This is a genomic window from Poseidonocella sedimentorum, from assembly GCF_900116005.1.
In the GTDB taxonomy this organism is placed as follows: domain Bacteria; phylum Pseudomonadota; class Alphaproteobacteria; order Rhodobacterales; family Rhodobacteraceae; genus Poseidonocella; species Poseidonocella sedimentorum.
In genome coordinates, this window is record NZ_FOYI01000013.1 from 53855 (window position 1) to 79550 (window position 25696).

Consider the following 25696-nt stretch of genomic DNA (forward strand, 5'->3'; position numbering starts at 1 on the left):
AAGCTCGCGGCTTTACCGCAAGGTCAATTTCCCGATCTTCCCTTGGGCGCCAAATGTTTGCGCAGTTTCGACGGCCCCGGTTTCTTGCGGCCCTTGAACGGGTTTTCGCTGCCCTGCCCGCGCATGTAGAGGCGGATGGGCGTGCCGGGGAGGTCGAAATCCTCGCGCAGCCCGTTGACGAGGTAGCGCGAATAGGCGTCGGGCATCTTGTCGGGGTGGCTGCACATGACAACGAAGCCCGGCGGGCGGCTCTTGACCTGCGTCATGTAGCGCAGCTTGATGCGGCGGCCCTGCGGCGCGGGGGGCGGGTGGGCCTCCAGCATGCCGCTGAGCCAGCGGTTGAGCCGGGCGGTGGAGACGCGGCGGTTCCAGACGTCATAGGCCTTGACGATCGCCGCGTGCAGGTGGTCGAGCCCCTTGCCCGTGCGGGCCGAGACGGTCACCAGAGGCGCGCCGCGCAATTGCGGCAGGAGCCGTTCAAAACTCTCGCGCAGCTCGCGGATCTTGGCCTGCTTGTCGGTCTCGAGATCCCACTTGTTGAGCGCCACCACGACCGCACGCCCCTCACGCTCGGCGAGGTCGGCGATGCGCAAATCCTGTTGCTCGAAGGGGATCGCCGCGTCGAGCAGCAGCACCACCACCTCGGCGAATTTGACCGCGCGCAGCCCGTCGGAGACCGAAAGCTTCTCGACCTTGTCCTGAATCTTGGCGCGCTTGCGCATGCCCGCGGTGTCAAACACCCGGCAGGGCGTGCCGTTCCAGTCGACGGCCAGCGAAATCGCGTCGCGGGTGATGCCCGCCTCGGGCCCGGTAAGCAGACGATCCTGCCCGATGATCTTGTTGATCAGCGTGGATTTCCCCGCGTTGGGCCGGCCGATGACCGCGACCTGCAGCGGACGGTCCACCGTTGGCTGGCGGGTGGCGGCGGCCTCGCCATCCTCGCCGTCCTCGTCCGAGACATCCACGTCCACCTCCGGCGCGACCTCGTCGGCGCGGGCTTCGGCGAAGGCATCGGCCAGCGGCGCGAGCGCGGCGAAAAGCTCGCCCATCCCCTCGCCATGTTCGGCGGAAATGCGCAGCGGCTCGCCCAGACCAAGCTCATAGGCCTCAAGGATCCCCGCATCCGCGGCGCGGCCCTCGGATTTGTTCGCGGCCAGAAGGACATTGCCCGACCGGCGGCGCAGCAGCTCGGCGAGCTCGCGGTCCGTCGAGGTGAGCCCGGCGCGCGCGTCGATCATGAAGAGGCAGACATCAGCCATGTCCACGGCCCGTTCGGTGAGCTTGCGCATCCGGCCCTGAAGGCTGTCGTCGGTGGCGTCTTCAAGCCCGGCGGTGTCGATCACGGTGAAGTTCAGATCGCCGAAGCGCGCCGCCCCTTCGCGCAGATCACGCGTCACGCCCGGCTGGTCATCGACCAACGCAAGGCGCTTGCCAACCAGCCGGTTGAACAGGGTGGACTTGCCGACATTGGGCCGCCCGACGATGGCGAGGGTGAAGGACATCTGGCACTCTTTCGCGATTCAAGCGCCCCGCCTACACGGTTTTGCCCTCAACGGAAAGCGTGCAGTTGCCCGTTCTGGCTCACCACGTAGAGCACCCCACCCGCGATCACCGGCGCAGAGGCGGCTCCGCCCGCCACCGGAAGCGTGCCCAGAGGCGCGCCGGAGACCGGATCGAAGAAGCGCAGAACCCCGTCGCTGGAGGCGACAACGAGCCGCCCGCCCGCAAGACGCGGGCCGAAATGGGCGAAAACCTCGGCCTGACGCCGCTCGCGGTCGGAGGTGAAGAAGGGCAGCTGGGCCCCCCAGATCCGCGCGCCGTCGGAGGCGCCGAGGCGCAGCAGTTCGTTCTGATCGGAGATCACGAAGAGCGAGTCGCCCGCCGGGAGCGCGGGGCCGAGCGCGCCTTCGTTGGCCGTCCAGAGCCGCTCGCCGGAGGTGAGGTCCATCGCCGCGAGTCGGCCCGAGAAGTTGGCGGCATAGACGCGCCCGCCGCTGATCACCGGATCGCCGGTGAGGTCCGAAATCCGCCCCGACGCATAGCCGCGCCGCGCGCCGCGCACAGCGCTTTGCCAGCGTTGCAGCCCGCCCTGGCGGAAGACCGCGACGAGTTCGCCATCGCGGAAGGGCAGCACGGCGAGATCGCCCGAGACAGCCGGGGCCGGGCCGCCGGCGATGCCGGCCTGGCTCGGAGCTGCCCCGACGGACCAGGCAACGCGACCGGTTTCCGCCTCCACGGCCCAGGCGCGGTTGTCCGAGCCGACCACATAGACCAGCTCGCCCGAGACGGTCGGAGCGCCGGTACTCGCGGCGCCGAGTTTCTGGGTCCAGCGGGGGGCGCCGGTGGCCGGATCGAGGGCTGTGAGCATGCCGAAGCCGGACGTCACGAAGAGGGTCTCTGCGCCATAGGCGAGCCCGCCGCCCGAGGCCTCGCCCGCGCCATCGCCGAAGGGGGTGAGGTCACGGGTCCAGAGCGGGGCGCCCGCGGTGGAGGTGGCCTGCACGCCGGCCCCGGCGTCGAGGGTGAAGATGCGGCCCGCGGCGATCACCGGCTCGGCGGTGATGCGCAGCTTGCGGGTGTTGCCTTGGCCGATCGGCGCGGACCATGCGAGCGCCGGTTGCGCGGCGAGGGACGGATGGTCGATGCGGTGGGCGGGGCTGCCGCCAAGATGGGTCCAGCTGGGGTTGAGCGCAGGCGCGCCGAGCGCGATTGGCGCGGCGCGGTTGACCGGCGCGGTTTCGGTGAACCGGTCGCCCTCGGCGCGCAGGGGTTCGCGCGGCCCGGTCAGGATCACGTCCCGCCCGCCGCCACAGCCGGCGACCAGCGCCGCAATGAGCAGCGCGCCGGCGAGCCGGGTTTTGGCGCCTGCGGCCGGTCCTGTCGTCCTGGCGCGGGGCGTTGTGCCGCGGGCCGTCAGCGTCCGTGCCGTCATGCGCCGTCCTCTGGCTCGCCATCGGCGCCAAGCGCGACGAGGAGTTGGCTGACCCGGGTGCGCTGGCCCGCCGACAGTTCGGCATCAACCAGCATCGTCTCCAGACGAGAGACCGCCGCCTCCGTATCGCCGGCGCGCAGATCGAGCAGCGCGAGCTGTTCCTCGGCCAGCAGGCGATAGGGGTTGCCCGGCTCGGCCATGGTGGCGAACCCGAGGCGAAGCTCTTCGATATCGCCGGTACCGGCGGTCAGCAGAAGGGCCTTGAAGGCGGCAAGCTGACGGTAATCCGCGCTTGTCTCGCCATCGGTGGCGATCCGGTCAAGCGCGGCGACCGCGTCCTCGCGCTCGCCCGCCGCCAATGATTCCGCCGCCGCCATCAGCGCCAGAACCGGCGCGGCATCGCCCTCGGCCAGCGCCGCCAGCGCGCTTGCGCGATCCGCCGGGCTCTCGGCCTCGAGCGCAGCCAGCGTCGCGTCGCCAAGCGCCTCGGCCTCCGCCCGCCGTTCCGCCTTGCGGTATTCGTTGAACGCCGCCCCACCGACAAGCGCCAGCACCAGCACGACCGCGATCCAGCCATAGCGGCGCATGGTCTTGTACAACCGGTCGCGGCGAACCTCTTCGCTGACTTCGTCGATGAATGTATCCGTGTCGCTCACCGCGCCTCTCCTCACCGTATTGGGCGCGCTTGTCTTAACCTGCCTGCAGGGGCGTGCCAAGTGGTGGGCCGCCCCTCCCGTGGCTTGCGTGCCCCGTGCTTGTGCGCGCGGTCAGGTTGTGGCTAAACTGAACCATCTTGTTCACTCTTTCCCAACGGGGGTTGCATCACCGGTGCATTCCCTTAAGTAAGCGCTTAAGTAAATCATCGTAACATCCGAGCGCACCCACGTCGCGCCGCCTGTCGAACCCGATTGCCTCGCGCCCCACAAGTGGCCATAGCCCCGAGTGCCTGCCGATGTACGCCCTGATTCCGAGGAGCCCCCGATGAAGCCCTTTCCCCTGCTCGTGGCGCTGCTCGCGGCTTTCGTGCTCTACCTGCTCGTGTTCGAACGCGAGATGCTGGCCGAACGCGTGCCGTTTCTCTTCGGCGCGGAGGAGGGCGAGACCGCCGAGCCGGGCGGGACGGCGCCAGAGGTCGCGCCCGACAGTGTCGCGGTGGTCGCCCAGACCTTTGAGGCCCGTGAGATCGACGGCGCGGTGCGGCTGCGCGGCGAGACGGCGGCGGCGCGGCAGGTCGAGCTGCGCGCCGAAACCAGCGGGCAGGTGATTTCCGAGCCGCGGCGCAAGGGCGCCTTCGTCGAGGACGGCGCGCTGCTGTGCGAGATCGACATCGGCACGCGGCAAGTCGCGCTGGCCGAGGCCCGGGCCCGGCTGGCCGAAGCGCGCGCCCGCGTGCCCGAGGCGCAATCGCGCATCCCCGAGGCCAATGCCCGTGTCGAAGAGGCCCGCGCGCTGCTCGCCGAGGCCGAGATCAACGCCAATGCCGCCGCGCGGCTGGTCAGCGAGGGGTTCGCCTCCGAGACCCGCGTCGCCGCAACCCGCGCCGCCGTGCGCAGCGCCGAGGCCACGCTCAGCAGCGCGCAATCGGGGCTGGAGGCCGCCAAGGCCGGGGTCGAGAGCACCACCGCCGGCATCCAGAGCGCCGAAGCGGCCGTCGCCGCCGCCCAGAAGGAGCTTGACCGGCTGCAAATGCGCGCGCCCTTCGCCGGGCTGCTGGAAAGCGACAGCGCCGAGCTCGGCAGCCTGCTGCAACCGGGCAGCCTCTGCGCCACGGTGCTCCAGCTCGATCCGATCAAGCTCGTGGGCTTCGTGCCGGAAACCGAGGTCGACCGCGTGTCCCTCGGCGCACAGGCCGCCGGGCGGCTCTCCAACGGCCGGACGCTCCAGGGCGACGTCACCTTCATCTCCCGCAGCGCGGATCCCACGACCCGGACCTTCCGCGTCGAGATCGACGTGCCCAACCCCGATCTGTCCGTCCGCGATGGCCAGACCGCGGAAATCCTGATCTCCGCCGCCGGGGCCAAGGCCCATCTCATCCCCCAATCGGCGCTCACGCTCGATGACGAGGGCCGGCTCGGCATCCGCTACGTGGATGCAGGCAGCACCGCCCGCTTCGCGCCGGTCACCGTCTTGCGCGACACAGTCGACGGGATCTGGGTCGAAGGCCTGCCCGAGACGGTCAAGATCATCACGCTGGGCCAGGAATACGTCGAGGACGGCGTGCCCGTCGCGCCCCACTTCCGGGAGGCGAAGGGATGACCGGAATCGTCGACTGGGCCGCCTCGCGCGCCCGGATGATCCTCGCCTTCATCGTGCTTTCGCTGGTGTCGGGCGGCTTTGCCTACACCACGCTGCCCAAAGAGGGCGAGCCGGACATCGATATCCCCGCGCTCTTCGTCTCCGTCCCCTTCCCCGGCATCTCCGCGCGCGACGCCGAAACCCTGCTGGTCAAGCCGATGGAGACCGAGCTTGCCGGGCTCGACGGGCTCAAATCCATCGGCGGCACGGCGGCGGAGGGCTACGCCGGCGTCTCGCTCGAATTCGAGTTCGGATGGGACAAGACCAAGGTCATGGCCGACGTGCGCGACGCGATGAACACCGCCGAGGCCAATTTCCCCGACGGGGCCGAGAAATACACGATCAACGAGATCAACTTCTCCGAATTCCCGATCATCATCGTCAATCTCACCGGCCGCGTGCCCGAGCGCACCATGGCCCGCATCGCCAAAGACCTGCAGGACCGGCTGGAGAGTCTCGACGCGGTGCTGGAGGCGGGCATCGCGGGCAACCGCGACGAGATGATGGAAGTGCTGATCGATCCGGTCCGGCTCGAGAGCTACAACGTGACCGCGGGCGAGCTCATCACCGTGGTCCAGAACAACAACCAGCTCATCGCCGCGGGCGAGGTCGAGACCGACCAGGGCAGCTTTTCGATCAAGATCCCCTCAAGCTTCGACGAGGCGCGCGACATCTACGACCTGCCGGTCAAGACCAACGGTGCGCGGGTGGTGACGCTGGGCGATCTGGCGACCATCAGCCTCACCTTCGAGGACCGGACCGGCACCGCGCGGTTCAACGGCGCGCCCACGGTTGCGCTGCAGGTGGTCAAGCGAAAGGGGTTCAACCTCATCGACACCGCCGAGTTGATCAAGGCCGAGGTGGCCGCCGCGCAGGAGGGCTGGCCGCCCGAGCTGGCCGCCGCCGTCGAGGTGGGCACGTCGAACGACCAGAGCCGCGTGGTCGGCTCGATGGTCTCGCAGCTTGAGGATTCGGTGATCACCGCCATCGCATTGGTGATGCTCGTCTCGCTGGCAACGCTGGGCCTGCGGCCCGCGCTGCTCGTGGGCTTCGCGATCCCGACCTCTTTCCTTTTGTGCTTCGTGCTCCTCGGCGTCATGGGCATCGCGGTCTCCAACATCGTGATGTTCGGGCTCATCCTCGCGGTGGGGATGCTGGTCGATGGCGCGATCGTGGTGGTCGAATACGCCGACAAGCGCATCCGTGAGGGCACCGGCCCGATGCACGCCTATGTCGAAGCCGCCAAGCGCATGTTCTGGCCCATCGTCTCCTCCACCGCAACGACGCTCTGCGCCTTCCTGCCGATGCTCTTCTGGCCCGGGATTCCGGGCGAGTTCATGGGGATGCTCCCGGTGACGCTCATCTTCGTGCTCTCCGCCTCGCTGGTGGTGGCGCTGGTCTACCTGCCGGTCATGGGCGGCGTCGTGGGCCGGACGGAGCGGTGGCTCGCCACGCGCGCGGATCGGTTGGCCCGGGGCCGATGGCTGCAGCACGCTGGGCTCGCCCTCGGCTCGATCCTCGCCATCGGGGCGGCGGATGCGATCCTGAGCCATTTCCCGTTCCGTACCTTCATCCCAACGCTCTTCGGCGGGCTCGATAGCTCCGACATCATGGGGTCGATCCTCCCTAGGTTCGCGGCTGCCTATGCCGTCGCCCTCGGGATCGTCGCGGTCGTCGTCCTTCTCATGGTGGGGATACTAGGTCTCGTCATCGCCATCCTCGCCGTCTCCACCCGGGTGCGCCTCGGGGCGTCATGGCTCGGCCAGAAGCTCTTCGGCCGCCGCGAGACCCGGGTGGATGGCAAGCGCCACCGCACCGGCTTTGGCTACGTGATCCAGGCAATCACCGCCAACCCGGTCATGCCGATCCTGAGCATCGGCGCCGTGGTGGTCTTCGTGGGCTCCGTCTTCATCTATTTCGGCAGCAACAACAACGGCGTGGAGTTCTTTGTTGAGAGCGAACCGGAGCAGGCCATCGTCTACGTCCGCGCCCGCGGCAACCTCTCGCTCACCGAAAAGGACGCGGTGGTGCGCGAGGCCGAGGAGATCGTCCTGGCCCACCCCGGCATCCTCAACGCCTTCTCCTTCGCCGGCGAAGGCGGGCTTGGCTCCAACACCGGCGGGGCCGAGTCGCCGAAAGACACCATTGGCGAAATCCAGCTCGAAACCATCCCCTGGGAAGACCGGCGCGACCGGCCGGAGCTTGATGGCGATATCGTGCTCGAAGAGCTGAGCGCCGCGCTCAAGACGCTTCCCGGGGTGGAGATCGAGATCCTCAACCTCGCGATGGGCCCGGCCAGCGGCAAGCCCGTCCACCTGCGCCTCAAGGGCGACGACTGGGACGACCTGCTCGCCGCCACCGAGATCGCCCGCGCCCGGTTCGAAGAGACCGAGGGGCTCACCCTCGTCGAGGACACCCTGCCCCTGCCCGGCATCGACTGGCAGATCGACGTAGATGTGGAAAAGGCCGGCCGCTACGGCGCGGATGTGGCCACCGTCGGCGCCATGGTCCAGCTCGTCACCCGCGGCATCCTGCTCGACACCATGCCGATCGACAGCTCCGATGAGGAGATCGAGATCCGCGTCCGCCTGCCCGAAGCCGACCGGCTCCTCTCGACTCTCGACACGCTCAAGGTCCGCACCCCCGACGGGCTCATCCCGCTGGCCAATTTCACCACCCGCACCCCCGTCGCCAAGCTCGCCGAGATCAACCGCCAGGATCAGAAGCGCTTCTTCGACGTCAAGGCCGACGTCCTGCCCGGCCTCACCACCGACACCGGCGCCCCGATGACCCCAAACACCCTCATCGCCGCGCTCACCGAATGGCTCAAGACCGATCCGCTACCGGCCGGCATCACGTGGGAATGGACGGGCGATCAGGAGGATCAGGCCGAATCCCAGGCGTTCCTCCAGACCGCCTTCGCCGCTGCGCTCGGGCTCATGTTCATCATCCTGCTGGCGCAGTTCAACAGCCTCTACAACTCCGTTCTGGTGCTGCTAGCGGTGGTCCTGTCGACCACCGGCTGCCTCATCGGGATGCTCGTCATGGGCCAACCCTTCTCCATCATCATGACCGGGACCGGCATCGTCGCGCTGGCCGGGATCGTGGTGAACAACAATATCGTGCTGATCGACACCTATCAGGACTACGCCCGCACCCTGCCCCGCATCGAAGCCATCATCCGCACCGCCGAAGACCGCATCCGCCCGGTCCTGCTCACCACACTGACCACCATGGCCGGCCTCGCCCCGATGATGTACGGCCTCTCGGTCGATATCTTCTCGGGCGGCTACTCGATCGACAGCCCGACGGCGCTCTGGTGGAAACAACTTGCCACGGCGGTCGTCTTCGGCCTCGGCATCGCCACCGTCCTGACCCTGATCTTCACCCCATCCATGCTCGCCGCCCGCGTCTGGGCCACGGAGTACGCCCTCTGGCTCGCCGCCCTCGCCGCCCGCCTCGGCCTCGGGCGCACCAGCCGCGCCGCCCAGGACTGGGCCCTCAAACGCGACGCCCGCCACACCCCGGCCCCCGAAATCATCTGGACCGAAGAAAGCCCCGAACCCGGCCGACTACGCGCTGCGGAATGACCTCCGCGCAGAATGATTGGCGGAGCCAAACCATCTCTTCGCGCCTCGCTCCACCGACCCGCACAGCCACATCACAAAAACCGACCGCCACACCACACCCACCCATAGAGCAGCATGGCCGTGGTCAGGCGCTCCCACCGCCCGAACGCAGCACTTTATCGACCCAAACCCGCCAAGACCCCGAGGTCAGCTCAAAGATGGCAAAGCGCATGACCGCCCGGACGGCCATGCGCTGGCGCGGCGGCCTACGGCCTTTATTCCGCGCCGGGTGAAAATGTTTGTATTCGTCGCTAACTATTGAGTTGAAAAGAACGGTTCAGAACGGTCCTGAGCTACAATTCACCGACGGCTACCACGCTGCGGCGCGGCTTTTCCAAAGCAGTCGTTGGCTACATTCCCGCCATACGAATTTTCATTTGGTGTAGTGGCGCGCGTTGATTATTCATAACGTATGCCATCGCAACGGGGAAAAAAATTTGGATCAAAATGTAGCAGCAGTCTGCGCACTCCATGAGTATGTCAGGATCGAGAAACCCCGCTATGGCTTTATGGTCGAGGCACCGTGGGGAACGGGGAAGACCTACCTAGTGAAGCGCGAACTCAGGGATGTCCTTTCAACGGACAAAGCTCGCTATGTAACGTTGAATGGTGTTTCGGATCGAAAGTCGTTTCGACGTGCGCTTCTTGCTAACACTTCAGAAGCAAAGCTTATGGATGCGGCTAAAAATTTCGCCGACGTCGTTGGCAAGCTTGCGAAGGTAGGGAATGTAGGAAGTCTTGTCCAAGACGCGGTCGAAGAAAGGCTGCTTAACAACCTGCCCGATCTGTTGATCTTCGATGATGTCGAACGTTGCGAAATGTCGCCGGGCGAACTACTGGGCTTGATCAACGAGTTTGTTGAACATCAGGCCAAGAACGTGGTGCTTTGTGCGTTCATCGAGCGCGATGATCCAGACGAAAATCCGAAAAAACGCGGCGATTTTCTATCACGCAAAGAAAAGGTTGTCGGTCGCACCGTCAAAATCGTGGCTGATGCGCGCAGCGCCCTTCCAGAGTTCATATCAGCGATGCCTGACGGGCATGGAAAACAGTGGTTCAACTCCAACGAAGAATTGGTTCTTGAAGTATTTTCTTCTGCGACGCACAGCAACTTGAGAGTTCTGCGACAGTGCCTTCACGATTGCGGGCGGGTGATCGATGTTCTGGATGAAGACATACGTGCCTCAACGGATGCCATAATCCGGTTTGTGCGGACCTATCTTGCTCTGTCGATGGCGGTTGCAACCGGCGAAATTGAATCGCAGCAACTGCGTGATCGAAGCGATCACCGGAACGTTGTGAAGCCAAAAGAGGGCGAAAGTGCGCATCCATTATACACTTGTTTCCTACGACATCCCGAGGCCGAGATATATGCGGGAGATGCTGCAAGCATTCTCCCGCTAGACCTTGGTTTTTCTCTTATCGGCGTCGGTCACGAAGAGCCCGACAAGATAAACGCTGCCCTCCGTTCCACTGGGCAATTTGATGGGAGCAAAGAAATCCCTTTATGGGCGCGCTTTGTCAAATGGTGGAAGTTGTCTCAAGCCGAACTTGAAAGCACTTTTCAAGAAGCGGAATCTTACATCTTTGAAAGCGATGAGATCATGCCAGGCCCATATTTGCACATAGCGCATGACCTAATAACGATTGCCGAACATGGGGCCGGAGATAGCTCCCAGATCGCAAAGGAGATCAAACTTCGAATAGAAAATCTCGCGAAATCTGAAAAGATTCCTCGTGCTGGGTATGGGAGAAACTACGGTTGGAGCGATAGAATGGGCACATTCTCTTTCGGGGGGTTCGCGTTCGAGCCAAACGATCTAACAAAGCCAATAATTGAAACTATGAGAAATGCGCAATTTGAATCTTTCAAGAAATCAAGAGTCCACGAAGCAAAGCGATTGCTGAAACTTTTGCGCGACGATCTGGACGCATTTGGGCACGAGTTTTCATGGGACAACGATGGCTCAGGTTACTATCAAACGGCAATTCTTCATGAGATAGATGCCATCGAATTCGCCGAAGTAGTCTTTGGCTACGTGACATCGGGTGAATTCGCAGCCATCGGCGCGCAGATGAAAGCTTTGGCCGATCGGCACCGCCCAGACAATTTACAGGAGGAGGTAGTCTGGGCAAAGATGGTCAAGACCAGACTGGAAGCACTTGCCGAAAAAGCGGGACAGCTTGAAAAAGCGCGGATGGTCTGGTTCTTGGGGTTCAATTGGAAATTTCCAGAGGGCGAAGGCGCCGGAGAATAGACTGGAACTTGGATGTCCGCTTCGATCGTGAATGAGGGCACCTTCGCAATCGCGCCGAAGGTCGGCAGTCCACCCGTACTAGACTTTTTCAGCGACAAATCCCCCTTGTACAAAATGTACAACCGCCCCGAAAACCGGTGTACATTTTGTACGTTCGGATGAACGAGGTCTTAAAACGATGTACATCGTTTTAACCGCCGTGCGGTGCTCGGATCGGGGGGCTCCGGGGGCGGAGCGCCGCAGGGTTGGGCCTTGGGGTTTGGCCCCGTGTCGGGCCCCGAGTGTGCCCGGGTTCAGGCGCGTCCGAGCTTGGCGTCGCGGGCCGCGCGGAGCCGGGCGAAGTCTTCGCCGGCGTGGTAGGACGAGCGCGTGAGCGGCGTGGCCGAGACCATCAGGAAGCCCTTGTTGTAGGCCGCCTTTTCATAGGCCGAGAATTCGTCCGGGTGGACGAACCGGTCGACGCCGTGGTGCTTGGGTGTGGGCTGTAAGTACTGGCCAATAGTGAGAAAATCGACATCCGCCGCGCGCATGTCCTCCATCACCTGGATCACCGATTGGCGGTCCTCGCCGAGGCCGACCATGATGCCCGATTTGGTGAAGACGCCCGGGTCCAATTCCTTGACCCGTTGCAGCAGGCGCAGCGAGTGGAAGTAGCGCGCGCCGGGGCGCACTTCGGGGTAGAGGCCGGGGACGGTTTCGAGGTTGTGGTTGAACACGTCGGGCTTCGCCGCGACCACGATTTCCAGCGCCTCGGGCCCGCATCTGATGAAGTCGGGCGTCAGGATTTCGATGGTCGTACCCGGATTGCGATGCCGCACCGCGCGGATCGTCTGAGCGAAATGCTCGGCCCCGCCATCCTTGAGATCATCGCGGTCGACGGATGTGATAACCACATGATTCAGCTTGAGTTTCTGGACAGCATCGGCGACGCGGCCAGGCTCGAACACGTCCAGCTCATCGGGCCGCCCGGTGGCAATGTTGCAAAAAGTGCAGCCGCGGGTGCAGATATCGCCCATGATCATCATGGTCGCGTGGCCCTGCCCCCAACACTCGCCCGCGTTTGGACAGCCGGCCTCTTCGCAGACGGTGACGAGGCGATGCTCGCGCATGATCTTGCGGGTCTCGGCATAGCCCTTGCCGGAGGGCGCCTTGACGCGGATCCACTCCGGCTTCTTGGGCTGGGCGTTATCCGGGCGGTGCGCCTTTTCCGGGTGGCGCTGCGACGGGATTTTGAGATCGCGCATGGTCGGTCCTCACGACAGTCTTGCCCCTTCCCTAACCGATTGCCGCGCACCGCGCCAGTCGGGAGGGCTTCGCGCGGCGCAAGTCTCCTATGCGCCAGCTTCCGGCTTGGCCTCAATCGGCTGCCGTGTCCGCATGACGATATCGCCCCCCACCCGGCGCAGGATCTCTGCCAGAGCGGTGAACCAGCCGTCATCGATCGCCCCGGCGCGGCGGACCAGCCCGATGGTGCGGGCGGGCTCTGGCGCGGTAAACCGGCGGGTTTCGAGGCGAGTGAGCTGGGGCGCTTCGCTGGCAAGCGCGAGCTCGGGCAGCAGGGTGAGGCCAAATCCGGCCTCCACGAGGCGGCAGAGCGTCGCGAGCGAGCTGGCGCCCATGCTGATTTGACTGGTGTTGCGGTCAAGCTGGCAGACGTCAAGCGCCTGATCGGTGAGGCAGTGGCCGTCTTCGAGCAGCAAAAGCGCGTTCGTGCCGATCTGGGCGGGGCGCAACGGCAGCGGATCTCCACGGTAGGGCGCAAGTCGGCTCTGGCTGCCGGCGAGTAGGAAACGGTCCTCGAAGAGCGGCTCTTCGACCAGCCCGTCCACCTCCGCCGGCACGGCGATCACCGCAGCATCGAGCGCCCCCCTGCGCAGATCGGCGACGAGCCGTTCGGTCTTGGCTTCGAGCACCTGAACATCCAGCGAAATATCGCGGGACCGCAGGGCTTCAAGCGCGCCGGGCAGGATATAGGGGGCGACGGTGGGGATGAGCCCGATGGAGAGCTTGCCAGACAACCCGCCGCGCCAACGCGCAGATTGCTCCAGCTTGTTCACCTCCGCCAAAACGCGCTCGGCCTGAGCCAGCGCCTCGCGTCCGAATGTGGTCAGCACGACCTTGCGCCCGCCGCGCTCCACCAAGGGCCCGCCAAGCGCGGTTTCCAGATCGCGGATCTGCACCGAGAGCGCGGGCTGGGAGACGTGAACCGCCTCGGCGGCGCGCACAAAGCTGCCCTGCTCGGCGAGGGCGCGGAAATAGGAGAGCTGTCGGAGCGTGATTGCCATAAGAAGAACCTATGGATTCACGGCGAAATCACAAGGTAGGATTATTGGCGGCGGCGGCGAGGCCCCATCCTCATGATCAAAGGTCTGTGTAGCCCGGACGCCGTTTCTCGTGAACACTTGTCGCCAAGCCGAGAGCCGCCACGCGGCGCGGTGCGACCCCGGGCAATCGCTACTCGCGCCCGGGGAAGCGGGGGGCCGTCATCCACGCGACGGCGGCCCCTTTTATCGGCGCGAGGCTACTGCGCGGCGAGCGCGGCATCCGCGCCCGGCTCTGACAGGTAGCTGATCGCGGCGCCAACGCCAGACCCCGGCTCGAAGCTCAGACCCACATCGCGCATCGCAAGCTCCGCGCCACCGAGCGCCTGTAATACCATGATTTCATTGAGATAGCCCAGATGTCCGATGCGGAAGACCTTCCCCGCCACCTTCGAAAGCCCGCCGCCGAGCGAGAGGTCGAACTTCTCGTAGGCGGATTTGATGATGTCATTCGCATCGACACCCTCAGGCACGACGATGGCGCTCACCGTGTCCGAGTACCAGCGCGGATCCTGCGCACAGAGCCGCAGCCCCCAGGCCCCGACCGCGCGGCGCACGGCCTCGGCCAGCCGGAAGTGGCGGGCATGAACCGCGTCGAGCCCCTCATCGAGCAGCATATCGAGCGAGGCGCGCAAACCGCGCAACAGCGTGGCGGCGGGAGTATAGGGGAAATAGCCGTCGGCGTTGAACTTGAGCATGTCCTGATAGTCGAAGAAGCAGGTCGGGAGCCCGTTGGCCGGCCGGCTGGCCAGCGCCTTGGCGCTCACCCCGACAATCGCGAGCCCGGTGGGCAGCATGAACCCCTTTTGCGAGCCTGCCACGGCCACATCGACGCCCCACTCCTCCTGTCTGAACTCGATGGACCCGATGGAGCTCACCCCGTCTACAAAGAGCAGCGCGGGGTGGCCAAGCTGGTCGAGGATCTCACGCACAGCGCGCACATCGCTGGTCACGCCGGTCGCGGTTTCATTGTGGGTCACCAGAACGGCCTTGATCTCGTGCCCCCGGTCCGCCGCGAGATGCGCCTCATAGAGATCGAGCGGCACGCCGGTGCCCCAGTCGCAGTCGATCGCATCGACCTTGAGCCCGAAGCGGCGGCACATATCGACCCAGAGATGCGAGAACTGGCCGAAGATCGAGGCAAGAACCCGGTCACCGGGGCGCAATGTGTTGGCGATGGCCGACTCCCAGCCGCCTGTGCCCGAACCGGGAAAGACGAAGACATGGCCGGTCTCGGTGCGGAATACCGTCTTGAGATCAGCCAGCAGCGGGAGCGTGAACTCCGGGAAATCCGGGGCGCGGTGATCCTCCAGCGCCACGTCCATTGCCCGCCGCACTTCGAACGGCATGTTTGTCGGGCCGGGCACGGCCAGCCCCTTGAATCCAGACATCTGTTCCTCCCGAAATCCTTGCGTCCGCGTGTCAGGTATAGATCGGGAATTCTCGGCAAAGTGCAATCGCTTCAGCGCGCACTTCTGCCTCAAGGGCCGCATTTCCGTTTGGTCCACTCTCCGCCAGCCCGGTCAGGACCAGCGTGATCATCTGACCGATCTTCTCGAACTCGCCCGTACCGAAGCCACGCGTCGTGCCGGCGGGGGTGCCGAGGCGGACGCCGGAGGTCACGGTCGGCTTTTCGGGATCATTCGGCACGCCGTTCTTGTTGCAGGTGATATGCGCGCGGCCGAGCGCCTTTTCCGCCTGATCGCCGGTGAGGCCCTTGGGGCGCAGATCGACGAGCATCAGGTGCGTATCGGTCCCGCCCGAGACGATGGCGAACCCGCCGCCTTCGAGTGTGCGGGCGAGCGTCTGGGCATTGTCGATTACGCGCGCCGCGTAGTCCTGAAACGCCGGCTGGAGCGCCTCGCCGAACGCCGCGGCCTTGCCTGCGATGACGTGCATGAGCGGGCCGCCCTGAAGGCCGGGGAAGATCGCCGAGTTGATCTTTTTGGCGATGGCCTCGTCATTGGCCAGGATCATCCCGCCCCGCGGGCCGCGCAGGGTCTTGTGCGTCGTGGTGGTGGCCACATGCGCATGGGGAAAGGGCGACGGGTGCAGCCCGGCGGCCACGAGCCCCGCAAAATGGGCCATGTCGACCATGAGCACGGCCTCGACCTTGTCCGCGATTGCGCGGAAACGGGCGAAATCGATCTGGCGGGGATAGGCCGAGCCGCCGGCGATGATGATGCGCGGGCGGTGGTCGATGGCGAGGCGCTCGACCTGTTCGTAGTCGATCTGATGCGTGTCGGGATCGACGCCATAGCTCACGGCGGTGAACCACTTGCCCGAAAGGTTGGGCCGCGCGCCGTGGGTCAGGTGGCCGCCCGCGTCCAGGCTGAGCCCGAGGATCGTATCGCCCGGCTTGGCCAGCGCGAGGAAGACCCCCTGGTTGGCCTGGCTGCCCGAGTTGGGCTGCACGTTGGCGTAGGCGCAGCCAAAGAGCGCGCAGGCTCTGTCGATCGCGAGGGTCTCGACCTCATCGACGAACTGGCAGCCCCCGTAGTAGCGGCGTCCGGGGTAGCCTTCGGCGTATTTGTTGGTGAGCACGCTCCCGGCCGCGTCGAGCACCGCCTGCGAGACGATGTTTTCGGAGGCGATCAACTCGATCTCATCCTGCTGGCGGGTGAACTCCCGGTCGATGGCGCCCGAGAGGGCGGGGTCGGTGTCGGTCAGACGTGCGGAGAAAAACCGGCGACTTGCGTCGACGCCGGGTGCGGCGAAATCTTCCATGTCGAAAACGTCCCTTTTGGGTGCTGGGGCGCGACGCGCAGGCCGCGCCCGAGGTTGGCCATGTCTGGCGCTTTGCGCGCCGACCGGATGTCAGGCCGCGGCGCGGCGGTTCTGCTCCAGACGGGCGTTGACTGTGGTGACCACCTGCTCGACCGCAGGGATCGCGATGCCGAACTGGTCGGCGATCAATTTGACGAGCATGTCCACGCGTTCGACCTCGGACGTACCGCCCTCGATCGCGCGTGCGGCGGAGGAGGGCTTGAGGAGCCCCTGCGCCGCCTTGGCGTATTTGATAAACGGCACCTGGTCCGCTTCGTCCGCGCCGAGCCGGACGACGATCTGATTGATCTGCTTGTAGATCTGCTCCGAGGCGATGATGTCGTTGTGCACGGCCTCGCGGATGGGCTGGGCCCCGCCGGGCAGAACGCAGCGATAGTTGCCGGTCAGGAGCATGCTCCATTTGGCAAACGGCACGAAGAGCGAGTCGTAGACGCGCAGCTTCACCGGCACATCCTTGCCATCCACGCGGATCGCCTCGATCCCCTCCTCCAGCTCCTTGAGCATGGCGGTATGGGCCGGGTCCTCGAAGGGCGCGGATTTGAAGTTGGTGGGCAGGCCCACGTGCAGCACATTGCCGGCGGTCTCCGGCGGGCGGAAGGCCTGCGGATCCGGGCTGCACAGGGTGACAAGGCCGGGCTCGAACCCGTCCCAGACCTCGGGGCTGTTGAAGCTCGGCGCGAGGGCCTTGGCATCCAGCCCCTCGATACGCTTGAGATAGGGCAGCGGCGGCATGTTCATGATCGACAGGCACGGCACCTTGGCCGCGGCCACCCGCTTCATCAGGCGGCGGATTTCATCGGTGCCGTATTGCGGCTCGGACATCGCCAGCGCCACCAGATCATAGGCGGCGGGATCGGCCTCGGACGGGGTCAGCGCATCGAGCGTGCCGGGCAGTTCGGCCGAATGGAACGCGCGGTGTTCGTCTTCGTCCCGAAGCTTGATCCGCACCTCGGTGCCTTCCGCATTGATGAGGTCCGCGGTGGCCTTGCGGCAGACGAGCGTGACGTCGTGACCCGCCATCAGAAGCTTGGTGCCCAGAAGGGATCCATAGGACGCGCCGAGGATGAGAATTTTGCGGGACATGAACGTTGCTCCTCCACGTGTGGGTAATATTGTTGCTAACAGCTTATACAGATCGGAATAAGAAACCCTAGTCAATTCGGGTAAATGTGTGTATTGTGATAACAACAAGCCAGCAGATTTGTAACTTTGTAAACACATGAGCAAGACACTGATCGGCCCGCGCCTGCGCGAGCTGCGGCGCAGCCGCAACCAGACACAGGCCGAAATGGCCCGCTCGCTCAGCGTGAGCCCGGCCTATATCAACCTGCTTGAAAACAATCAGCGCAGCCTGTCTGTGCAGATGTTACTTTCTATTTCAGATACTTACGGCGTGGATTGGCGCGATTTGACGCAGGACGATTCCGCCCGCGTTCTCGCCGACCTGCGCCATGCTTTCAATGATCCGATCTTTGCCGGGGAGCGCCCCGCCCTTGCCGAACTGCGCGGGGCGATCGACTATGCGCCGCGGCTGGTCGATCTATTCCTCACCTTGCACAAGGTGCACCGCGCCGCGCTCGACATCATGATGCGCTATCGCGGCGAGGTGCAGGCCGACGAGCTGCTCAAATCCGCCCCCGAGGGCATCATTCACGATTACTTCCGCAAGCATTCCAACCATTTCTCGGAGCTTGAACTGGCCGCCGAAGAGTTGCGCGCGCGGCATGAGATGCCCGTCGAGATGATCTTCTCCAGCCTGCGCGACATCCTGCAGCAGAATCACGGTATCGGGGTCAAGGTCCGGCGGATCGACGACATGGATGCCTCGCTCAGGATCTATGACGAGAAGGCCGCGACGGTCTATCTCTCGCAGGCGCTCAACACCGAGAACCGCGCCTTCCAGCTCGCCCATGTCCTTGGCCTCGTGCATTGCGAGGAGATCATCGATGGGCTGGTCGAAAGCAGCGGAATCCAGTCTGAGCAGGCCCTGCCCCGGCTTCGGGTGGAGCTTGCCAACTACTTCGCCGCCGCGATCATGATGCCCTATGCGCCCTTCCTGGAGGAAGCGGAGACCGCCGCCTATGACATAGACCGGATCGCCGCCGCCTTCGGCACCTCCTACGAACAGGTCTGCCAGCGGCTCACCACGATGCAGCGGGAGGGGGCACTGGGCGTGCCCTTCTTCTTCATGCGGCTCGACCGGGCGGGCAACGTCACCAAGCGCTTCAACGCGACCTCGTTCAATCTCGCCGAATACGGCGGCTCCTGCCCGGTTTGGAATATCCACTCGGCCTTCCACACGCCCGGTGTCGTCATGCCGCAATTCGTCGAACTACCGGATGGCCAGCGCTTCTTCACCTTCAGCCGGACGGTGCACCGCCCGGTTTTCAGCGAGAAGACTCAGGATCGGCGGCTCACCCTGACGCTGGGCTGCGCGGCGGAATATGCGCCGCGCCTGCGCTATGCCTCCCGCTTCAAAACGGACGATCCCGACCTCTACGCAGAGATCGGGATCGCCTGTCATTTGTGCCCGCGAAAGGCCTGTTCTCAAAGGGCCCACCAGCCGCTCTACATCGATCTTCCGATTGACGCGTACCGCCGGGGCAGCACGCGCCACGAGAGCTGAGGAGCAGGCCCCGCTAGGCCGCCGGGTCGACGGATGTCTCGCCGGCTCGCTTTTTCTTCATGAACTTGGAGATCAGCGGGTAGCTGATCAACGCGACCGCGAAGAGGATACAGACCAGAGAGATCGGCCGTTCGATGAAGGTCATCACGTCGCCCCGGCTCGAGATCAACGACTGGCGCAGCGACCGTTCCGCAAGCGGGCCGAGCACGATGGCAAGCACCGCCGGCGCGACCGGGTAGTTGAGCTTGCGCAGCATGTAGGCCAACAGACCGATGATCAGCATGAGCCAGGTGTCGAACATCCGGTCGGTGGTGGCGAAGACGCCCAGCACGCAGAGCACGAAGATGATCGGCGTCAGCATGGTGAACGGCATCGCGAGGACGCGGATGAAGACCGGGATGAGCGCGAGGTTGAGAAGCACCGTCACCAGGTTCGCCACGTACATCGACCCGATCAGACCCCAGACGAAATCCGGGCTTTCGGTGAAGAGCAGCGGCCCCGGGCGCAGGCCCCAGATGATCATGCCCCCAAGCAGGATCGCCGTGGTGGGCGAGCCGGGAATGCCGAGCGTGATCATCGGCAGCATCGAGCCGGTGGAGGCAGCGTTGTTGGCCGCTTCAGGGGCCGCGACGCCCGAGATGTTGCCCTTGCCGAAGCTGTCGGGATCCTTCGAGAAGGTCTTGGACAGCCCGTAGGACATCAGCGCCGCGGGGGTCGCCCCGGCCGCGGGCAAGGTGCCCACGAAGAAGCCGAGGACGGAGCCGAGCCAGGTGGAGTTGATGTATTGCTTCACCTCGCCGAAGTTTTCCTTCATCCGCGCCCAACCGAGGTTGACCCGGTGCATCTTGACCGTCCCCTTCGTCGTCTCCAGCGTCCAGAGCATCTCACCGATCCCGTAAACACCGATGGCGAGCACGAGGAAGCCGATGCCGCGCTGGAATTCGACCATGTCGAAGAAGATGAGGCGCGGTCTGCCCGAGATGATGTCGAAACCGACGGCGGCGAGCACGAGACCCAGGAGGATCGAGAAGATCGTCTTGGGAATGTCATCCCCACCCAGCCCGATGAAGGTCGCAAAGGCGAGCAGCATGAGGGCGAATTCTTCTTGCGGTCCGAACTTGAGCGCGAAGGCGGCAAGCGGCGGCGCGAAGAGGGTAAAGAGGATGATCGAGACCGTGCCGCCGATGAAGGAGGCGATGGCCGCGGCCATGAGCGCCTTGTCGGCCTTGCCCTGCTGGGCCATCGGCCTGCCGTCGAAGACGGTTGCCACGGCCGTCGAGGCCCCCGGGATCCCTAGGGTGATCGAGCTGATCGCCCCCCCGTACATTGCCCCGTAGTAGAGCGCGGCAAGGAAGATGATCGCCGTGGTCGGTGGCACGAGGAAGGTCACGGGCAAAAGGATTGCCACGCCGTTGACCGACCCCAGTCCGGGCATACAGCCCACGAAGAGCCCCGCCAGACAGCCGGCGAAGATCATGAACAGGTTGAGCGGCTCGAAGGCCTGTAGCAGGCCAGCCCCCAGTGATACAAATATGGTTTCCATGGCTCCGGCCCCTTCAGTAGAAGTATTCGTAGCGCAGGTTGTCGATCACGAGGAATATCTCCTCGAAGAACGGCAGACCCTTGGGGAGGTACTTCGTCAGCGCCACTTCGAAGAGCAGGTAGACGAACACCGGCGTACCGATCATCATCGCGATGGTCGTGAACCAGGTGTGCTTGCCAAGGATGCGTACGTAGAAAAACATGAACAGGACCAGCGAGAGATACGTGCCGATCAAGTTCATCAGGATCAGCAACACCAGGATCGATGCCGCCGACACCCCGACGAGAAACAGCGTCTCCGGGGCGATATAAGGATCAAGGTTGCGCGATTCCGGAGTGGCGCCGGTGAACCAGCGGATGAGCGTCGCCAGCGACGCAAGCGCCATGCCGAGCGATAGCCAGAACGGCCACATCCCCGCACCCGGGCCGCGCCCATCGACCCACCCGATCCGCAGCCCATCGCTGTAGACGTTCAACATGAGGCCGAGCGATAGCAGAAGCATCGCGATCGCCATTATGAGTTCTGCCGTTCGGACAGTCATTTCTCTTCTCCATTCGCGGCCCGGCTCCCCCCGGTACGCAGGGTAAGGGCTCCTGTTCCCGCCGCGAGACGCGGCTGGCCAAAAAGCTTGCAATTTCGAGATCGTCCGGAGCCCGCGCTTGGGCGGACCCCGGCTAGGAGATTACTCTCCGGTGATGGAAGCCGCGCCGACCTGAGCGATCAGCTTTTCGTGGGCTACCTTCTGTGTCGCGTGGAATTGGGCGAGTTCCTCGCCCTTCATCATCGTATCGCAGGTCAGGCCGTCGGATTCACAGAACCCCTGCCACTCCTCGCTGTCGAACAGCTCCTGGAAGAGGTTGGTGTAGAATTCGACCGCTTCGGGATCCATGTTCGGGGGACCGTTCACGGAGCGCTGCATGTAGTACTCGATATCCACACCGAGCTCCTTGGCCGTCGGCACATCGGGGAACGCAGGCATGCGCTCGGCCGTGAACTGCACCAGCGGCTTGGAGTTGCCCGCACGCCAGAATTCCATCTGCTCGGCCGGGTTGTTGACGGTCGAGTCGATCTGGTTGCCGACAAGGTTCTTGGCCACGGTGCCACCGCCCGGGAAGGGGATGTAGGTGACGTCATATTCGAACGCCGCTTCCATCATCGCGGTGAGAACCGAGTCTTCCTGACCCGAGCCCGTGCCGCCCACTTTCCAGTCCAGCCCGGCCGACTTCACCGCTTCGACATAGCTGTCGAGATCGTTGATGTCGTCGCGGTCGGAGTTGACCCAGAGCAGGAAGGTATCCATGGCCATGAGGCCGATCGGCGTGAATTCCGTCACGTCGACACCGAGGTCTTCCTGAATGATGGGCGTGGTGTAGAAGCTGTTGAGCGTCATCATCACGACGTGATTGTCGCCGGCCTTGTCCTGCAGGTAGCGCAGGGCCTCGGCACCGGACCCACCGGGCTTGTTGATCGGAATGAACGGGCGCGGGCTGAGGTCCTTCTTCTCGATGAGCCCTTGCAGCAGACGCGCGATCTGGTCCGCGCCGCCACCCGTGCCGGCCATGATGATGAACTCGACGGGCTTGCGTGGCTGCCACTCGGCAAATGCGGCTGGGGCCGTCACTGCGAGCACAGCGGCACTCGTCATCATAGTCTTCAAAATTGACATTCGGTCTTCCTCCCTATTGGTGACCTGTTTGCTTTTGTCGGCCAGTAGCCTGGCTCTGCGACAACGGATCTTTGTCCGCCTGTTAGCTATCGCCCGAGAAATTTCGATCGTGTAAACCCGGGCAAATCTGGTCGTGTGTCGTATGCCTTTCTTCAATGCGCCATGACGACGGGGATCGTCGTCTGCTGCACCACGGCGTGAGAGTTTCCTCCAAAAACGGTCTCACGCTCGTAGCTTTCATGATAGGCGCCCATGACGAGCATGTCTGCGCCGATAGTGTCGCATGTGTCGAGCAAGGCTTCGCCGACACTTCCGTTCACGTCAATCTTCTTTACCGTCGCGGTCTTGCCGCGATGCGCAAAGTAGGTCTGGAGCTCTTCGCCCGTGGCCGCGTGGGGAATCTCGCCCGACACGATGATGGTGATCGCCTCGGCCGCGTCGAAGATCGGCGCCGAGAAGCGCACCGCGCGCGAGGCCTCCAGCGATCCGTTCCAGCCCACGGCCACATGGCGGCCGAAATCGGCGGGGGGCGTGTCCTGGTCGGGGCACAAGAGCACCGGCCGGCCCGAGGAAAACAGCGCGGCCTTCAGCGTGTTCTGGCCAAGGTTCTGCTCCGGGCATGGTTTGGGCACGCAGATGAGATCCGCAAGCCGGCCGAAATGGCTGACCGCATCGACCTGCTTGCCCTCGTAGCTGATGAACCCGGCGGTCGGAACGCCGGGCTGCGGCAGATCCGAGACCGTCAGCCCGAGGCCATCCGCCAAGGTGCGCAATTCCTCGCGCATCTGATCCTCGGTGACGCCGGTATTCGCCGCCATCGCGGTTTCGATCTGCTTGCGCAGGATGGCCGGGACCACAACGCCGAAGGGCATCATGTCATCCGCTTTGGGATGGCAGTGCACCACGTTCACATGGGCCCCGAATTTCTTCGCAAGCACGGCGGCGTGGGCAAGGACGTTATCGCCCCTGCCATCGCCCCGAACCGGCAACATGATGCTATGAAGCTTGCTCCCGGCCATGGTTCAGAACAGACCGTCGATCTGGCCGGCCTCATTGATGCGGATGTTTTCCGCCGAGGGAACCTTGGGCAGGCCCGGCATGGTCATGATCTCGCCGCACACCACCACGATGAACCCGGCGCCTGCGGAGATCCGCACTTCCCGCACCGGGATATCGAAGCCCGTCGGCGCGCCGCGCCAGTTGCCGTCGGTGGTAAAAGAATACTGGGTCTTGGCCATGCAGACCGGCAGATTGCCATAGCCCTGCTCTTCCCAGTCCTTGAGTTGCGTCTTGATCTTGTTGTCGACGATGACGTTGTCGGCGCGATAGATCTCCTTGGCGATGGTCTCGATCTTCTCAAGGAGCGGCATGTCGTCGGGGTAAAGCGGTTTGAAGTCGGCAGTGCCGCCTTCGCAGAGCTCGACAATCCGGCGCGCGGTTTGCTCGATGCCCTTGCCACCATCGGACCAGTGCTTGTTGAGGATCGCCTCGACGCCGAGCCCTTCACAGTAGTCCTTGATCGCCTGGACTTCCGCATCGGTGTCGGTGATGAAGTAGTTGATCCCGACCACGAGCGGCACACCGAACTTCTTGAGGTTCTCGATATGCCGGCCGAGGTTGGCGCAGCCGTCCTTGACCGCCTGCACGTTCTCCGCACCGAGATCGGCCTTGGCGACGCCGCCGTTCATTTTCATTGCGCGGATCGTCGCGACCAGCACCACCGCGTCAGGCTTGAGGCCCGCCTTGCGGCACTTGATGTCGAAGAACTTCTCCGCCCCGAGGTCCGCGCCGAAACCGGCTTCGGTCACGACGTAGTCGGCCAGCTTGAGCGCCGTCGTGGTCGCGATGACCGAGTTGCACCCGTGGGCGATGTTGGCGAACGGGCCGCCATGCACAAAGGCCGGATTGTTTTCCAGCGTCTGCACGAGGTTGGGCTGCATCGCCTGCTGCAGCAGGACGGTCATGGCGCCATCGGCCTTGATGTCGCGGCAGAAGACCGGGCTGCGGTCGCGGCGATAGCCGACGATGATGTCGCCGAGGCGCTGTTCGAGGTCCTTGAGATCGGTCGCGAGGCAGAGGATCGCCATGACCTCGGAGGCCACGGTGATGTCAAAGCCGGCCTCACGCGGGAAGCCGTTGGCCACGCCGCCAAGGTTGCAGACGATCTGGCGCAGGGCGCGGTCGTTCATGTCGATGACACGGCGCAGCGCTACGCGGCGGATGTCGATCTGCTGCTCGTTGCCCCAGTAGATGTGGTTGTCGAGCATGGCTGCCAGAAGGCTGTGCGCGCTGGTGATGGCATGGAAGTCGCCGGTGAAGTGGAGGTTCATGTCCTCCATGGGCACAACCTGCGCGTAGCCGCCCCCGGCTGCGCCGCCCTTCATCCCGAAGTTCGGCCCGAGCGAAGCCTCGCGGATACAGACCGCCGCTTTCTTGCCGATCGCGTTGAGCCCGTCGCCGAGGCCGACGGTCGTGGTGGTCTTGCCCTCGCCCGCCGGGGTCGGGTTGATCGCCGTCACGAGGACCAGCTTGCCGTCCTTGCGATCCGACAGGGATTTGATGAAATCCTCGGAAATCTTGGCCTTGTCGTGGCCAAAGGGGAGGAGATGTTCACTCGGGATGCCCAGCTTGTCGCCGATCTCCTGGATCGGCTTTTTCGTGGCGGCGCGGGCGATTTCGATATCAGACATGTGATGCTTCCAGTCTTCGTGGTTTTTCAGTTGCCAAGTTCATCGCCGGGTTTGAGCCCGACAGAGGCCGCCCATTCGCTGGCCGGGACCTTGCCGCCGCCCTCGGGGCGAACGCGGTGCAGACGGATGCGCCCGCCGACGCATTGGACCTCGACCCCCTCGTCGGAGATCGCGCGGATCCGGCCCGAGATGCCGTCGCCCGGCACCGGCCGGCAGTCAAAGACGCCCAGCTTCTCGCCGTTGAACGTCGTCCAGGCGCCCGGCGCGGGGTTGGTGCCTCGGATCAGGTCATAGACCTGGTTGACCGGACGGCCCCATTCGATGCGCGAATGGCGGGTGGTGCAGCGGCGCTCGTAGGTGGCCTCGTCTTCGTTGGCCACGATCCGCGGCGGGTTGCCGCCCCGGAAATGGTCGACGACGGTCAGCACGCTGTCCACCGCGTGGGGGTAGATCTTCTTGAAGTAGAGGTCGATCACCGTGTCATCCGGCCCGATCGGGCATTCCCACTGGATCAGGCTGTCGCCCTCGTCCAGCCCGTCGGACGGGTAGAACCACGAATAGCCGGATTTCTCGCTGCCCATGATGATCGGCCAGTTGACCGCCGAGGGCCCGCGATGCAGCGGCAGGAGCGAGGGGTGAAAGCAGATCGACCCGTGGGTCGGCGTGTCGCGCGCCGCTTCCGGCACGAAGACATTGACGAAGGCCATGACCATCAGATCGGCGTTGTAGCCCTTGAGCGTCTCCAGCGTGGCCGCGTCGTCGAAATTCGCGGGCTGCTCGACGGGCAGCCCCTTTTCAAGCGCGAACTCCTTGATCGGATCGACGGGTTTGCCGTCCTTGTCCGGTTCGCAATACACCGCGACCACGTCGTCGGTGCCTGTATCGAGGAGCTTTGCGAGCACATCCTTGCCGAATGCCTGCTGCCCCATCACGATCAATCGCATTGTTA

At 64.4% G+C, this 25696-nt stretch carries 18 protein-coding genes; 4 read left to right on the forward strand and 14 right to left on the reverse strand.

Features of this window, described 5'->3' with window-relative positions:
- Positions 1-23: 23 nt before the first annotated feature.
- The 3 genes from der to BM353_RS14660 are packed head-to-tail and all read right to left on the reverse strand — an operon-like array spanning position 24 to position 3588.
- Positions 24-1502 carry a ribosome biogenesis GTPase Der gene (der, locus tag BM353_RS14650; RefSeq protein ID WP_092082171.1) on the reverse strand — a complete coding sequence of 493 codons (1479 nt, stop codon included), beginning with the start codon at positions 1500-1502 and terminating at the stop codon, positions 24-26.
- A gap of 47 nt (positions 1503-1549) precedes the next feature.
- Positions 1550-2932, reverse strand: coding sequence for a PQQ-like beta-propeller repeat protein (locus BM353_RS14655; RefSeq protein WP_092082173.1), 1383 nt, complete (start codon positions 2930-2932; stop codon positions 1550-1552).
- Positions 2929-3588 carry a hypothetical protein gene (locus BM353_RS14660; RefSeq protein WP_092082175.1) on the reverse strand — a complete coding sequence of 220 codons (660 nt, stop codon included), beginning with the start codon at positions 3586-3588 and terminating at the stop codon, positions 2929-2931. Before BM353_RS14660 ends, BM353_RS14655 begins: the two co-directional genes overlap by 4 nt.
- Before the next feature lie 325 nt (positions 3589-3913).
- On the opposite strand from BM353_RS14660, the gene BM353_RS14665 reads away from it, so the two are divergent.
- From BM353_RS14665 to BM353_RS14675, 3 genes are all read left to right on the forward strand, one after another.
- Positions 3914-5188, forward strand: a complete 1275-nt coding sequence (locus tag BM353_RS14665) for an efflux RND transporter periplasmic adaptor subunit (RefSeq protein WP_092082177.1) — start codon at positions 3914-3916, stop codon at positions 5186-5188.
- The gene (locus BM353_RS14670) at positions 5185-8817 is read left to right on the forward strand and encodes an efflux RND transporter permease subunit (RefSeq protein ID WP_092082179.1); all 3633 of its coding nucleotides are present in this window, start codon (positions 5185-5187) and stop codon (positions 8815-8817) included. Before BM353_RS14665 ends, BM353_RS14670 begins: the two co-directional genes overlap by 4 nt.
- A gap of 476 nt (positions 8818-9293) precedes the next feature.
- Positions 9294-11114, forward strand: a complete 1821-nt coding sequence (locus BM353_RS14675; protein WP_218155488.1) for a KAP family NTPase — start codon at positions 9294-9296, stop codon at positions 11112-11114.
- Positions 11115-11407: 293 nt separating this feature from the next.
- On the opposite strand, the gene lipA is transcribed toward BM353_RS14675, so the two are convergent.
- The 5 genes from lipA to BM353_RS14700 form a co-directional block, all read right to left on the reverse strand.
- A complete protein-coding gene (gene lipA / locus BM353_RS14680; protein ID WP_092082181.1) occupies positions 11408-12358 on the reverse strand; it encodes a lipoyl synthase in 951 nt (316 codons plus the stop codon).
- Between the two features lie 87 nt (positions 12359-12445).
- On the reverse strand, positions 12446-13399 hold the full coding sequence (locus BM353_RS14685; RefSeq protein ID WP_092082183.1) for a hydrogen peroxide-inducible genes activator: 954 nt from the start codon (positions 13397-13399) through the stop codon (positions 12446-12448).
- Positions 13400-13635: 236 nt separating this feature from the next.
- The gene (locus BM353_RS14690) at positions 13636-14826 is read right to left on the reverse strand and encodes an aminotransferase class V-fold PLP-dependent enzyme (protein WP_092082185.1); all 1191 of its coding nucleotides are present in this window, start codon (positions 14824-14826) and stop codon (positions 13636-13638) included.
- A 31-nt stretch (positions 14827-14857) separates the two neighbouring features.
- Positions 14858-16162, reverse strand: a complete 1305-nt coding sequence (gene glyA, locus BM353_RS14695) for a serine hydroxymethyltransferase (protein ID WP_092082187.1) — start codon at positions 16160-16162, stop codon at positions 14858-14860.
- 90 nt (positions 16163-16252) lie between these two features.
- Positions 16253-17305 carry a ketopantoate reductase family protein gene (locus tag BM353_RS14700; RefSeq protein WP_092082189.1) on the reverse strand — a complete coding sequence of 351 codons (1053 nt, stop codon included), beginning with the start codon at positions 17303-17305 and terminating at the stop codon, positions 16253-16255.
- A gap of 136 nt (positions 17306-17441) precedes the next feature.
- On the opposite strand from BM353_RS14700, the gene BM353_RS14705 reads away from it, so the two are divergent.
- On the forward strand, positions 17442-18848 hold the full coding sequence (locus BM353_RS14705) for a helix-turn-helix domain-containing protein (protein ID WP_092082191.1): 1407 nt from the start codon (positions 17442-17444) through the stop codon (positions 18846-18848).
- 13 nt (positions 18849-18861) lie between these two features.
- On the opposite strand, the gene BM353_RS14710 is transcribed toward BM353_RS14705, so the two are convergent.
- The 6 genes from BM353_RS14710 to BM353_RS14735 all read right to left on the reverse strand — a co-directional run bounded on the left by BM353_RS14710 (position 18862) and on the right by BM353_RS14735 (position 25691).
- Complete coding sequence (locus tag BM353_RS14710; RefSeq protein WP_092082193.1) at positions 18862-20391, reverse strand: tripartite tricarboxylate transporter permease; 1530 nt, start codon at positions 20389-20391, stop codon at positions 18862-18864.
- Between the two features lie 13 nt (positions 20392-20404).
- Positions 20405-20932, reverse strand: a complete 528-nt coding sequence (locus BM353_RS14715; protein ID WP_092082195.1) for a tripartite tricarboxylate transporter TctB family protein — start codon at positions 20930-20932, stop codon at positions 20405-20407.
- 141 nt (positions 20933-21073) lie between these two features.
- On the reverse strand, positions 21074-22036 hold the full coding sequence (locus BM353_RS14720) for a Bug family tripartite tricarboxylate transporter substrate binding protein (RefSeq protein ID WP_245759671.1): 963 nt from the start codon (positions 22034-22036) through the stop codon (positions 21074-21076).
- A 173-nt stretch (positions 22037-22209) separates the two neighbouring features.
- Positions 22210-23076 (reverse strand): universal stress protein, encoded by an 867-nt coding sequence (locus tag BM353_RS14725; RefSeq protein ID WP_092082199.1) that lies wholly within the window; start codon positions 23074-23076, stop codon positions 22210-22212.
- Between the two features lie 3 nt (positions 23077-23079).
- Positions 23080-24747, reverse strand: coding sequence for a formate--tetrahydrofolate ligase (locus tag BM353_RS14730; RefSeq protein WP_092082202.1), 1668 nt, complete (start codon positions 24745-24747; stop codon positions 23080-23082).
- A 26-nt stretch (positions 24748-24773) separates the two neighbouring features.
- Positions 24774-25691: a methionyl-tRNA formyltransferase gene (locus BM353_RS14735; RefSeq protein WP_245759672.1), complete on the reverse strand. Its 918-nt coding sequence runs from the start codon at positions 25689-25691 to the stop codon at positions 24774-24776.
- Positions 25692-25696 lie beyond the last annotated feature (5 nt).